12 protein-coding genes and 1 pseudogene are annotated in these 11,895 nt (G+C 55.5%); 5 read left to right on the top strand and 8 right to left on the bottom strand.

Annotated elements, in window-relative coordinates:
* Positions 1-105: 105 nt before the first annotated feature.
* Together ACZYSM_RS28495 and ACZYSM_RS28490 are read right to left on the bottom strand one after the other, a co-directional pair.
* Complete coding sequence (locus ACZYSM_RS28495) at positions 106-1,380, bottom strand: ABC transporter substrate-binding protein (protein ID WP_489076919.1); 1,275 nt, start codon at positions 1,378-1,380, stop codon at positions 106-108.
* 222 nt (positions 1,381-1,602) lie between these two features.
* Positions 1,603-2,430, bottom strand: a complete 828-nt coding sequence (locus tag ACZYSM_RS28490; RefSeq protein ID WP_489076917.1) for a helix-turn-helix domain-containing protein — start codon at positions 2,428-2,430, stop codon at positions 1,603-1,605.
* Positions 2,431-2,869: 439 nt separating this feature from the next.
* On the opposite strand from ACZYSM_RS28490, the gene ACZYSM_RS28485 reads away from it, so the two are divergent.
* Together ACZYSM_RS28485 and ACZYSM_RS28480 are read left to right on the top strand one after the other, a co-directional pair.
* Entirely contained in the window at positions 2,870-3,112 is a 243-nt protein-coding gene (locus tag ACZYSM_RS28485) for a hypothetical protein (protein ID WP_489076915.1), read from the top strand.
* Between the two features lie 342 nt (positions 3,113-3,454).
* Complete coding sequence (locus ACZYSM_RS28480) at positions 3,455-4,075, top strand: LysE family translocator (protein ID WP_489076913.1); 621 nt, start codon at positions 3,455-3,457, stop codon at positions 4,073-4,075.
* 172 nt (positions 4,076-4,247) lie between these two features.
* Here the strand turns inward: ACZYSM_RS28480 and ACZYSM_RS28475 are convergent, their stop codons facing one another.
* Positions 4,248-5,129 (bottom strand): LysR family transcriptional regulator, encoded by an 882-nt coding sequence (locus ACZYSM_RS28475; RefSeq protein ID WP_489076911.1) that lies wholly within the window; start codon positions 5,127-5,129, stop codon positions 4,248-4,250.
* A gap of 308 nt (positions 5,130-5,437) precedes the next feature.
* On the opposite strand from ACZYSM_RS28475, the gene ACZYSM_RS28470 reads away from it, so the two are divergent.
* Both ACZYSM_RS28470 and ACZYSM_RS28465 read left to right on the top strand, forming a co-directional pair.
* On the top strand, positions 5,438-6,289 hold the full coding sequence (locus ACZYSM_RS28470) for a CAP domain-containing protein (protein WP_489076909.1): 852 nt from the start codon (positions 5,438-5,440) through the stop codon (positions 6,287-6,289).
* Between the two features lie 901 nt (positions 6,290-7,190).
* Positions 7,191-7,409: a hypothetical protein gene (locus tag ACZYSM_RS28465; protein ID WP_489076923.1), complete on the top strand. Its 219-nt coding sequence runs from the start codon at positions 7,191-7,193 to the stop codon at positions 7,407-7,409.
* Positions 7,410-8,038: 629 nt separating this feature from the next.
* On the opposite strand, the gene ACZYSM_RS28460 is transcribed toward ACZYSM_RS28465, so the two are convergent.
* The 3 genes from ACZYSM_RS28460 to ACZYSM_RS28450 are packed head-to-tail and all read right to left on the bottom strand — an operon-like array spanning position 8,039 to position 10,002.
* Entirely contained in the window at positions 8,039-8,935 is an 897-nt protein-coding gene (locus ACZYSM_RS28460) for a pirin family protein (RefSeq protein WP_489076907.1), read from the bottom strand.
* Positions 8,936-8,954: 19 nt separating this feature from the next.
* Positions 8,955-9,365: a DoxX family protein gene (locus ACZYSM_RS28455; protein WP_489076905.1), complete on the bottom strand. Its 411-nt coding sequence runs from the start codon at positions 9,363-9,365 to the stop codon at positions 8,955-8,957.
* 28 nt (positions 9,366-9,393) lie between these two features.
* Positions 9,394-10,002: an FMN-dependent NADH-azoreductase gene (locus ACZYSM_RS28450; RefSeq protein ID WP_489076903.1), complete on the bottom strand. Its 609-nt coding sequence runs from the start codon at positions 10,000-10,002 to the stop codon at positions 9,394-9,396.
* 94 nt (positions 10,003-10,096) lie between these two features.
* Here ACZYSM_RS28450 and ACZYSM_RS28445 point away from each other — a divergent pair, with 94 nt between their 5' ends.
* A complete protein-coding gene (locus ACZYSM_RS28445; RefSeq protein WP_489076901.1) occupies positions 10,097-10,486 on the top strand; it encodes a winged helix-turn-helix transcriptional regulator in 390 nt (129 codons plus the stop codon).
* 375 nt (positions 10,487-10,861) lie between these two features.
* Here ACZYSM_RS28445 and ACZYSM_RS28440 read toward each other — a convergent pair.
* Together ACZYSM_RS28440 and ACZYSM_RS28435 are read right to left on the bottom strand one after the other, a co-directional pair.
* Positions 10,862-11,206 (bottom strand): annotated as a pseudogene (locus tag ACZYSM_RS28440) (SDR family NAD(P)-dependent oxidoreductase); the annotation flags it as partial.
* 212 nt (positions 11,207-11,418) lie between these two features.
* On the bottom strand, positions 11,419-11,766 hold the full coding sequence (locus ACZYSM_RS28435; RefSeq protein ID WP_489076921.1) for a c-type cytochrome: 348 nt from the start codon (positions 11,764-11,766) through the stop codon (positions 11,419-11,421).
* Positions 11,767-11,895 lie beyond the last annotated feature (129 nt).

Raw genomic sequence — 11,895 nt, 5'->3', positions numbered from 1 at the left:
GACCCGAAAATCAGCAAAATGAGGGCGAAAATCGGCCCTGGAAATGCAAAATAAGGCCGGCAGGTTGAAAAAAACCGGCTTGGCAATGGGGGCGGTGCGAACGGGTTAATTGTTCAGCGTCTCCCTAGGGGTCGCATAAGTCGGCCACCAGGCCATGGATTGCAGGTTGGGGGCGGTTTCCAGATTCTTCGCCTTATCCCAGATCACACCCCACTCGCCGGGGCGCAACTCCACCTCAACGCCAACCTGAGACGCCGTCGCCTGGAACAGTTCGGCCGCGTTGGCGTAGTCCGCCTTGCCACTGATGTATTGCATCGAGACCTTCCAGTCCTGCTTGGGAACTCCAGAGGCTTCGAGCAATTGGCGGGCCTTGTCCAGATCGTAGGAGGCCATGGGCACGCTGGCATACCCCCAGATACTGGTAGGTAAAGGCCCCTTCGGAACACTGCCGTAGCCATGCAAAACATCTTTGGTGACACTTTCATAGTCCCAGAGGTACTGCAGCGCTTGACGGAACGCCAGGTTGTCCGTCGGGTACTTTTGAGTATTGATCAGGAACTGGTAGTTCTTCCACGAAGGCGCGGTGGTCACGTTGATGGCGGGGTCTTGCCCAAGTACCTTGAGCTGATCGAGCGGGATATCCCAGGCGACGCCGGCCTCGCCATTTTTTATCATTTGCGTACGGGTGGCGGCTTCGGACACCACCTTGACGATGACCCGATCAAACTGCCCTTCTTTCCAGCCGCCCCAGTAGTCATCGAAACGCTCAAGGACCACTTGCTGACCCTGCTCGACCTGCCCGAGCTTGTAGGGACCGGTACCGATGGCGTGGGGAGCCATCATCCAGTCATGCCCTTTCTCCACCGCCGCCGGGGCTATGATGTAAGAGGCATACTGACCTGCAGCGATCAGATTGGCCGGAGTGGGATTCTTGAACTTGAGCACCACCGTATCGTCAGCGGGAGCCTCGACAGAATCCAGCGCGGCCCAGACATACCCGGCGCCCTGTTTCAAGCCCTTGACGTAATCAATGGACTTTTTCACCGCGACGGCATTAAAGGCCGAACCGTCATGAAATTTAACGCCCTGACGCAGCTTAAAGGTCCAGGTCTTGCCGTTGTCGCTGCTGTCCCAGGACGTGGCGAGCCCGGGGGAAAACTCCTCAGCACTGCCTGGCGCGTTATACACCACTAGCGTCTCGTAGATATTGCCCAGCACCCGCACTTCTTCCGAAAAAGCCGAGGCCGGGTCCCAATCCTTGAAAGAGGCTCGATCAGCGACAACCAAGGTATTGTTTGCCGCACACACCAAGCCACTGGTCAACGGCGCAGTAACGGACAGCGCCATCAACCCTGCCATCAATGTTCTTTTGAAGTTCATCGGTGTTCCTCTTATTTTTATGGTGGGCGCAGCGGATCACTTGCTTAAACAGGCACTCATCCAACTGGAATGAATAATGTGATTGGCCGTTAGCGAAACTGACTGTTGAGCGGTGTGCGCCATTATTGATCTGCCGCACAGCCAGCTCAATTTCGCGAGCACTAAGCAAATAACGCGTCATGACGCTCGGAAGCGTCACCTAGCGTCTACTTTTAAAAAAGACTAGAACAGCGGAGGGACAAGGTTGAACTCACCTTCTGATGGACGCACCAGCAGCCGCGCCCTCACCTCGTCGGGAATCTCAGGGGCATCAATCGGAAAACAGCTGCAACTGGTGAGCGCGTTACGCAGGTCGATCGACTCGCCTAGGTGCTCAAACACAATCTGGGCACCAAAAGGACGGCGGAAATTGTCACCCGAAACGCCCAGCACCAAGCCGTTGAGAAAACGGAAACGACTGCGGTAGGAGGGGTAAAGCGCCGACCAGATATAGCCCCGGGACGAGAGGTACTCGCGCTCAACGATGTAAATCAGATCCGATGAGGCAAAGCAGAACCCCCGATATTTATTGATGCCGAAACTCTTCAACTGGTCATCGCCCAACCTCATCCGCTCGTAGGTTTTACTCAGGATCTTGTTGCCGGAGCGGGTCAAGCGGGTAATCGACTTGATCACCTCCCCCGGCGCGGAAGGCGACATCAAATAGACAAAGTAGTAACCCTGGTACTTCGACAACGCCTGTGCGGAGCTCGGGAAAAAATCGGCTGGCACCGCACTGTCGGGCTCTCGCGCCGTGCGCTGCCTGTTGAGCAGAGCGCGAAAGGACTCATGCTCGGAGAATATCTCCTCCTCATCCACCCCGAAAAAAGCGCAGATCTTGCGCAGGGTGAAGGATGAGGGAGTCGCCTGCGCCCCCAAGTATTTGTTGAACTGCTGGCGGTTGATATCGAGGGAGCGGCACACCTTCGCCACCGACTTATAGTATCCGCAGAGAAGGCGCAAGTTTTGACTGAAGTCTTGCGTCGACCGGGGTGAACTGGAACTCACCATAAAGAGTATTCCTAACGCCACAATTGACAACACGCTGAACTAATCGTCGCTTGGGATCACGGTTTCAGAAGCTGAGTGCAAGCCAGTGCCTGAAAGTGGAGCAGAAGCTCGGCATTGCCAACCCATGATCGACGTGAGTCGTTGAGCCCGACCATAGCGCCTGGGTGGGGGAATATTCAACAAATACACAAACTTATCCAGCGATTCCTGGCGCACCGGTAGGATTACCATCGGTTGCATATTGGGTATTCGCACCTATAGCTACTCGGGACGGGCTGCGGAGCGGAGGCTGAAGCTTAGCCAACGGCTACCTATATTGGGTCGATAGCTGCCTTTCATGACTGGTGACTATCGACCAGACGCGGACAGTACACAGATAACCGCTGATGTCCCTACGCTGGTTGATCTAGTGACAGCACAGCGTTAAAGAGGAGCACTCATGTTGGTAGTTACCATTAATCGAGATAGCGTGCATGCCGGGGATGATCTGGAAAATCATGCGATGTCGATCCGACTCAATCCAGCAGCAACGCTGCGCACATTATTCGAACTGATACAGGGTATGGGCTATCTTCCAGGAGAAGATGGACAGTCAACCTATCTTCCACCAGGTCATCCATGGGAAAGAACCCGGCACCAAAACAAGCAAGATCATCAGCCGTTAATTCATATATTTGTTTAACCGCCATACCCACATACCCACTTGACCAGATGCTTTATTGAATTAAACGCCGACCATCACCGCAGGCTTTCTATAGCCCGTTTTTATTTGGTATGAAATACAAGTCGCCAGGTGACTGCTCACCATTGGAGATAAATGCTTGCTTGGGCAAGCTGCTATTTGTCGTTTTTCACTCGCGAATACTTCCACGGGTCGAGTAGTTGACGCCGGCACGGAGGTCGCGCCGAAGCCATGCTTCCGGCAATTCCGGAAAATCGTTTTCCACTCTTCGCGATAACTTTAGCCACGGCTGCAAATTAGACTGGATCGAGTGCAGTCCACGCTGTGATAAAGGAAGAGAACGTGCAAGAGATATTCAACATCAACTGGCTGCTTTGGCTGTCCACTATGGTTCCACTGACCCTGAGCGCAGGCCCAGGCAACCTGATGGTAGCGACATCTGGCGCACAGAGCGGTGTTAGACGGTCGGTCCGGTTCATCGTAGGCCTCGATATCACCTACTTCTTGCTCGCGGTGCTGGTTGGGTTGGGGCTTTATCACACGCTGATGAACAATCCGGCCTTGGTATGGGTGCTGCAAGTGGCTGGAAGCTTCTACATTATGTGGTTGGGATTGCGACTGCTGCTTCGCCCTGTGAAAGCGCCCAGCGGCAAGGCAATGGATCTCCGGTTCCGTGACGGCATCGTCGTGCAACTTGGCAATGTGCAGGGGATAGTGATGCTACTGGTGATGTTTTCCACCTTTATGCCCGCCGGTGACACAAGCAGTGGCATCGTTCTTATCCTTAGCGCAGCGCTGATTGCGCTCAATTTTTTCTCGCATGTACTCTGGGTATCGATGGGATCGACCGTCCAAACGCTGATCCGCGCACGACCCAAACTACTGATCTTCCAGAACGCGTTGTTTGGGCTGATGCTTGTTGCGGTAGCGGTCTGGATATTCTTGCGTACCGGACCGCTGTAGGGCGCTCCAATGACCGGCATATACGGAATCGTCTCCGCCGCGTCCGGCAAACCGGAAGTCCTCGAGCTGCGCGGCCCGGGACCGGGGGAAATCACCGTTGCAATCGAATCTTGCAGGGCCGGGAAGCTCAGGTTTACTGATCCTGCTGCCAGGATCGCCGAGCGTAGGGCCGTTACTGCATATCTGCAGTTCTGCGGTGGAACAGGCCAGTGAGGTAATCCACCACCCGATCGACGCGGCCAAGGCCCTGCGTAGCCTGATTGCGCAGAAGCCATATATCGGAGCTACGTGAAGGCATATCGGGAAGCACCTGGCGCAGCCCTAGCTGGTGCCCAACATAGGCAGGCAGAGCGGCGATGCCAAGGTTTGCTTCCACAGCCTTAAGCTGAGCATTGAGGTTGGAAGCTCTCATCCAGAGTTTCTGTTCGCCGCTAACTTCGCCCAACCATTGGGCAAGCGGCATATAGGACATCTCCTCTGTCCAGCCGATCAGATGGTGGTGCTTCAACTCGGTCGGCTCGGTTGGAATGCCATAGGCGGCGACATAGCCTTCGGAACAGAAAAGGGCCTGGATGAGCGTCCCGACCCGGCGCATCGTGAAATTGCCGTTGTCTGGCCTACGCAACCGAACAATGATGTCGCTGTGGCTTTGCGTGAGCTTTGAGGAGACCGCCGAATTGATGAAGTCGAAGCTGATATCAGGGTACTGATCGCGGAATTCGGCAAGTCCGGGAATGATCAGGTGCGTTCCCATAAGCTCTGGGCAATCAATGCGAACTTGCCCCGCCATACGATCGCTTGGCTGCGACATCTGTCGCTCGATGAGCTTGAAGCGTTCCTCCGTCTCCAGCGCCAGCGGTAGAAGCGCCTTCCCGGCTTCGGTCAGGAAATAGCCATTGGTCTTCTTTAAGAACAACACGGTGCTTAGCGCGTCCTCAAGCGCGGCGATTTTGCGCGAAACAGTCGATGCCGAGACTTTCAGTGAATTTCCCGACTCGGTAACGTTGTTCGATTTCGCGACGGAAATAAAAACCTTCAGATCATCCCAGTTCACTTTTATGACATACCCAAAAATGAAAAATCGATCCTCACCTATTTCTATTCGACATGATGAGGGGCCACGTTAAATTTTTTTCATAGAGCAAAACAGGTGAGGTTACATTGTAGTGGTCAACTAATCTCGGATAGGCAGCCAAAGGGGACATGCGACATGCCTCGTCATTCTTGTTTCGCTCCAGATCGCCTTCGCTCACGCGAATGATGCCCAGCGCGACGGCAAGCCTGGTTCGGCGTTAAAAGGCATTGCGCTGGGTGGGGCGAAATCGCGCATCATGGGCGCAGTCAAGTTCAAGGGAGAGTTTCATGCGCGTCATATCGTCCGTTATACGTTTTGCCGCGTTGTCGCTGGGACTGGTGTTCGCCGCCACTGCCGTGGCGACCGAGGAGACGCAGCTGGTCGAGTCGATCAATGCCTACCGCAGCCAGGTGCAGCGCTGCGCGGGCCAAGTGTCTCAGGAGATGCCACCACTAGCGACCGATCCGCGTCTGGTCCTGTCCGCCAACAGTATCGCAGACCTGCAGCAGGCGCTGGCGCGTGCGGCTTATCCGATGGTCAACGTGCAAGCGATCAGCTTGACCGGGCCGCGTGATGCGCAATCGGCCATGAAGGCGGTACAGGAGAGCTTCTGCCAGGTCGTGCTGGCCCCTCAATTCGTCGATATCGGCGTGAGCCACGAGGGAAATGCGTGGCGCATCGTGCTGGCGCGTCCGCTGTTGGCTGGGCGCCTGGGCGACTGGCAGGCAGAGGGACAGAAGCTACTCGTAATGATCAACACCGCCCGCACACAGCCGCGCCAGTGCGGCGCCCAATCCTTTGCCGCCACGACGCCGCTGGCTTGGAATGCAATGCTGGCGACGGCGGCCCAGACCCATACCCGGGCCATGGCCAATAACAACTTCTTTGATCACCGGGACCGAGATGGTCACACGCCAGGTGATCGGGCTGAACTGGCGGGCTACATCGGCCGGGAGATAGGCGAGAACATCGCCGCCGGGCAGGACACCGTGCGCAAGGTGGTAGATGGCTGGCTAGCCAACTCCGGTCACTGCGCCAACCTGATGAACCCACAGTTTCGCGAGCTGGGTGCGGCCTATGCGGTTGATCCGAAGAGTGATGCGGGGATTTACTGGACGGCTATGTTCGGTATGCAGTGATTGCCTGAACGCGTTTCTATACGTTCGCCATTGAAGGGGACTCGTTGGAGTTTGGCCCACAGAAGACACAGCCTGGCCTGCTGATCGTCCACCTGCTATTTCTCCTGGAGCTTGCTCCAGGACGAAAATAGGGACAGTACTTTCAACCGGTCAATGCAACGTACACTTTCCGCTCGTTGATTGGGGCTTGGACAGGCCTGCCATCAAGCGCTGCGCAATGATGATGGGTACCACACTCGAACGGCACCAGAAATGTCAGGCTGGCGATAGTACTTTTCCATCCTGGCGCCCTTCCCCTTGAACAAAATCGTTCTAAAAAGCCCGGCCAGCGCTTCGAACTTTTTGCTATTCTGAAGTTGTAGGTGAAGACGCAGACTGATGCGCAAGAGGATAGCAAGGAAACGTGGGGCGCGTTCCGAAGGGTACACGGTTAGAAAGATCTCCGCGCTGAGATCCAGCCCTTATGCCGTGTGAAGCAGAAGAGCACAAAACTGTTCTGTGAGAGTCCTGATAAACCTTGTAAGCCGGAGACCAGCGCCGGCCGCCTACTTGATTTTCAAAGCCCGCCTTGTGCGGGCTTTTTCGTATCCGCAGGCGCAAGACTGAAACCCTCCTATTTCACTGGCTCGTTGCGAATAGTTTGGGGGCATCGCCCACTCAGCGGATAACGTAAGCGGTGTCGCGGGTATCCGCCCGTATCAATGTCCGGTTCTGGCCGTTCACTGCCGGTCATGTTTGCTAAGGGGTAGGGTCAAGTCCGGTGCAATGGCTGGTTAGGTCGATTGCAAATGGGTGGTCAAGTCAGTGCAATTATCCAGAGGTCAACGGATCTGGAGAAGTGGCTCCAGCCAGCGGCGAGTTCAGCTAGTCTTCCCGCACCAGTTACTCAAGGACGATACCTATACCAAATAATTCTGAAGCCAACATAGCCACAGCGGACGCTCTCACACTGCTCCTGCACAACCAGCACGCCATATGTGCGGCCATTGAAGAGGTGACCAAGTGGCTCTCTGAAAATGGAGTGGGGAGTGTCGCCGCTAACGCAATTGCGGCCATGGAAACGCTGGACACGAATGCTCTAGGCATCACAGACGCCATTATGCGACTACGGCAGTTATAGGCATCATCTAACACCCCTCTGCCCCTCCTTCATGAGCAAGTCCCGATGTAATGCGGAAAAATAGGGTTCTTTGGAGAGTGGGACATTGCATTCCACTTGCCCCCCATTTGCATTGCCACTGACCAGCCAATTGCATCCGTGCTGACCAACCGTTTGCATTCGACTTGAACAACAGGCGCCGCAGTGACGACCGACAGAGAACGACCCAGGCTGTGTGAAAACGCAGGCACCGCTTTGAAGTCTGCGTTGCTACGGAAAATCTGCCAGCGTTTGGTTAGTCAGCAGACCTGGAATTTGCGTAGGAACGCGATTTTCGGTGCGGTTCTGACTGCCAAACTCGCACTAAAACGTTTTCACACAGCCTGGACCCATAGCGGACGGTCATTTGCGTCTGCCATTCCCCGGCCTGTGTGGGCGTGGTGCTGGATGACGGTATGGGCATCAGCCTCGTGCCGTGGTGACCGGTGATCAAACAACAAGTGGAGCAACTGACCGCTGCGACGGTACGCGGAGGTAGCGTATCGTTGGAAAATAGGAAAATCGAAGAAGGCCGTCATTGACCTAGCCGAACCTTGTTCGAGCTACCCGAGACGGCCCCGCACACAGTTATCGCCAACGATGGCCAAGCATTATCGAAACACCGGAATTGTTCCGGACGCTGTGCGCCGATCTCCGGCTTCCTTTAGCCTGCGGCCCAGTTCGGCGATACGGCGCTCACCGGCTTCCAACGCCAAGGCGGAGGTATGCACCGAATAATAGCCAAGGTGCAATGGGTATGGGTGCGGTACGGCCGATCCAAGAACGAATACGGCGTCCTCGTTGCCGGACGCCTCAAGTGCGATGGGCGTTTCACCCGGCTCGAAGACCACCATTTCCCCCGCACTGATGGCCGCACCAGCATCGGCATCGAGCCTGCCTTGAGCAAGCGCCAGCCAACCGACCGTATGGCCCTTCGGTGGCAAATAGGTCCAGCGTTCGCCAGCCGGCAGTTTCACCAGCAGGTAGTTCATCCCTTCCGGCGCGGGTACTGGGCTTTGCACGCTCTCGTAGTTGCCGATGATGACGTGCGCCGGCCCAGCCTGATGCATGTCCTGGGCTTCGATGTAACGGCTTTCCGCTTCGCCGTTTTCGAGGTCAGCAGGCAAGGCCACCCAAAGCTGGAAGCCCTGGACACGTGGCACGTCCGCAGCCGACAACTCCTTTCCATGCCACATACCGCCGCCCGCGCGCGACCATTCCACGCCACCGTAGCTAAGCGTGCCGGCGGTACCATTGGCCGGATCTTCATAGTGGAAGCCGCCTTGAACCGGCACGGTCACGGTGGCAATGCCGGAGTGCGGATGCAGCGGCGCGTTAGCCATCATTTGCTTGTCTACCTCGAACAGGTCAAGAAAGACGAAGGGCTTCACGATCTGGCCGAGGTCGGAGGGACTCATGAGCCGCGTGATCGGGCCGTGGCCCTGGCCTCGCGTGCGATGTGTGATACGTCGCAAGGCGTGCGCAGGTTTACTGAAAATGGCATTCATTGTTTTCTTCTCCTGAGAGTCAGGTCCGGCTCAGTCGGCCGAACGTCGTGGCTAGGTTGGCGCGATGCAGCCAAGCGATCGCCCCAGTGACGAGCAACAGCACGATCGCTGGAACCGGGCTGCCGCCGATGACGAACAAGTGAGTCAGAACGGCAAAGAACATGGTTGCGGCAAGCAGCAGAGCGCCAAAGGCGACGGTTGCAGGCACCAGGATGGCAATGGCACCCGCCACTTCGACCAGGCCGGTAACTAAGCGGAACCACTGGCCGACGCCGATGTGCTCGAAGATCTCGACCATCATCGGCACGCCAGCGAGCTTGACACTGCCGGCCGCGAGGAACGCTGCGGCAGCAAGAATCCGTAGTCCCCAGGATGTGAATTTGAACGCCCGACTTGATGTGGCTGGCGCTGTTGAAGATGTTGTGTTCATGACTTGTCCTTCCTAAATAGATCGCGCGTCAGACTGCAAGCTGTTCGGCTTGGGCCACGGCAGCCTCGACAGCAGCTTTGCGACTGTCCTCGCCCATTGCCAAGCCCTCGGCCCGAACGAAGGTTACGTCGGTGATGCCAAAGAAGCCGAAGATTCCGCGCAGATAGGTTTCCTGGTGGTCGAGGAAGGCGGCCGGCGCGCCTTCGCCGTACAGGCCGCCGCGCGTGGAAGCAACGATGACGCGTTTGTCTGCGGCCAGCCCTTCCACGCCCGTAGCGGTGTATCGGAAGGTTTTGCCTGCGACCGCGATGCGATCAAGCCAAGCCTTGAGCTGGGTCGGCAGCGAGAAGTTGTACATGGGAGCGCCAACGACCACGGTCTCGGCGGCGAGGAAATCGCTCAGGAACTTGTCGTTGCGGGCGACTTGGTGCTTGGCCGCTTCGTCCTGAGGTTCAATGCCTTGGAAAGCCAAGAATTCGGCCGTAGACAAATGCCCGATGGGCTCGGCGGCGAGGTCGGTGCGAACGACCTGCGTGCTAGGGTTGGCTTCGGCCAACCGCTTGACGATGGCCGCCGTGAGCTGCCGGCTCGTCGATTGTTCGTTCAGGATGCTGGAGTCGATATGCAGGAGTGTCATTGCTAAGTCCTTGGTATAGAATGTGTACCAGAGCTAGCAATGTAACCATCCACTTTGCCGAGAACAATACGGCACAAAAAGAGAACTCGGTATCATGAATGTGACCATACCGCCGCATGACCTGCAGAACTCCGACTGCCAGAAGATCAGTCGGATACTGGTCCGTGTCGGGGAAAAGTGGAGCATTCTCATCATTATGTTGCTGGCAAGCGGGCCACGCCGGTTTACAGAGATAAAGCGCACCATCAATGGTATTTCTCAACGAATGTTGACGCTTTGCCTGCGAGGCTTGGAGCGGGATGGCCTGATCAAGCGGACGGTCATTGCGGTCATGCCCCCGCACGTCGAATATGAACTGACGTCGCTTGGTCACTCTCTCAAGGAGCCGGTCATCGCATTGGGAACCTGGGCCAGTAGCCATATCGCCGATATCGATGCGGCAAGGGAAGCATTTGACGATCGAGAGAGTGGCAATCGATCGTGACCATGCGAACTGCGCGCTCCTATCGTTTATAGGAGAGTCGGAACGTTTTTACTCTCAGCGGTGGAGCATTCAATAACGTCGGTTCTATAGCAATGGCGTGATTCAATGGCGATCATCGATCCATTCACTGCACAGCCTACGAGCGTATGGGGATGATCACCAAACCACTCCGGGCTGATATTCCTTATCGCGTATCTGTTATCGCCAATGACAGACCACGCAATGCACTGGCCACTGATGCTGGCCTCGAACATCTCGCTGATAGCGTGGGAGCGGTGGCAAGTCTTGGTAGCGTAATAGGAATAAACTGCGCCGTAGGTAGGCAGACGCAATCTGCCTACCTTGCCGGCATAATCGATACCTGCACGATTAACTTCATTCCTTCGGTGGCTTGTAACCGGCAAGCATTTTCAGTACCTCATCATGTGAACCGCTGGCTTCCGCAAACCTCAATGGCTTGGCGCGCTCGACCACGAGTTCGCGTGGAGTGGGAGCGATCTCAAGGAGTTGGAAAATTTCGTCCAAAAAATACTCCAGGGGCATCGCATGTCGGTCGTTTTCCTGCCCCAGCAAAGTGGTGCGCACACCCGGCGGTGCGAGCTCGACAACCTCGACTGACGACGCTTCCAGCTGAACTCGAAGACTTTGAGTGAACGAATAAACTGCTGCTTTGGTTGCACTATAGGTCGGTGTGGCAGGCAGCGGTACGAATGCCGGAGCCGTGCGTAGTGAGTGTCTCCTTATGGCCGTTATTTGCCTGTCACGACCGCAGCCGACTGCTGCTGGATGCGAAGAGCCGCCCGAGCTTGTATTCCGAGATTGTTCATTAGCGATTTGCCCGCGAGAGGTCGATTGGCTCACCGGCATTGCCCCACAAGCCCTCAAACCTGAAATGGCTTTTAGATTTCTGTGCCTACCTCTCATCTCAAAAATCATCGATTTTTTGAAATCACACCACCCATGTATTGATTCAAATCGCGCAGATCTTCAATCCTCCATGAGTACGGTGATAGCTTTACACCATTCTCTCGCAAAGTTTTTGGAATTAAGTCTCCATTTGGACGAAGTATTATCGATGATACAATCACGCCCGGATAATCATTTAATCGTTTTTTGAAAGCGGATGTTGTTAGGTCAGGTGTAGGAGGATTGCTTTTATTAGCCAATGGTCCTGTTGCTTTGAGATCTATTCCGTGGCACATGGTGCATCGCTGTAAATAGAGATTTTTTCCATTAACATTATCAGCGAAGGATAGTGATGTTTGAATTAGCGATAAAATCCCTAGTGTCCTGTCTCTTAAATAAGTTTCTAGCCTGAGCTATGCTTCTGTGGTCAGTCAGTACTTGGAGTGATCACATGAACTCTCAGGACATCGTGCTCAGTGAAGACGAACAAATTGAACTGAGTC

This window comes from Pseudomonas sp. F220, assembly GCF_057813935.1.
The sequence above is the reverse complement of the archived record's forward strand: the minus strand, read 5'-3'. Positions and strand labels throughout refer to the sequence as shown.

What these genes read in the sequence shown, in the direction of transcription:
- ACZYSM_RS28495 (WP_489076919.1), bottom strand. Translation starts at nt 1,380, where the DNA reads ATGAACTTCAAAAGAACATTGATGGCAGGGTTGATGGCGCTGTCCGTT.
- ACZYSM_RS28490 (WP_489076917.1), bottom strand. Translation starts at nt 2,430, where the DNA reads ATGGTGAGTTCCAGTTCACCCCGGTCGACGCAAGACTTCAGTCAAAAC.
- ACZYSM_RS28485 (WP_489076915.1), top strand. Translation starts at nt 2,870, where the DNA reads ATGTTGGTAGTTACCATTAATCGAGATAGCGTGCATGCCGGGGATGAT.
- ACZYSM_RS28470 (WP_489076909.1), top strand. Translation starts at nt 5,438, where the DNA reads ATGCGCGTCATATCGTCCGTTATACGTTTTGCCGCGTTGTCGCTGGGA.
- ACZYSM_RS28460 (WP_489076907.1), bottom strand. Translation starts at nt 8,935, where the DNA reads ATGAATGCCATTTTCAGTAAACCTGCGCACGCCTTGCGACGTATCACA.
- ACZYSM_RS28455 (WP_489076905.1), bottom strand. Translation starts at nt 9,365, where the DNA reads ATGAACACAACATCTTCAACAGCGCCAGCCACATCAAGTCGGGCGTTC.
- ACZYSM_RS28450 (WP_489076903.1), bottom strand. Translation starts at nt 10,002, where the DNA reads ATGACACTCCTGCATATCGACTCCAGCATCCTGAACGAACAATCGACG.
- ACZYSM_RS28445 (WP_489076901.1), top strand. Translation starts at nt 10,097, where the DNA reads ATGAATGTGACCATACCGCCGCATGACCTGCAGAACTCCGACTGCCAG.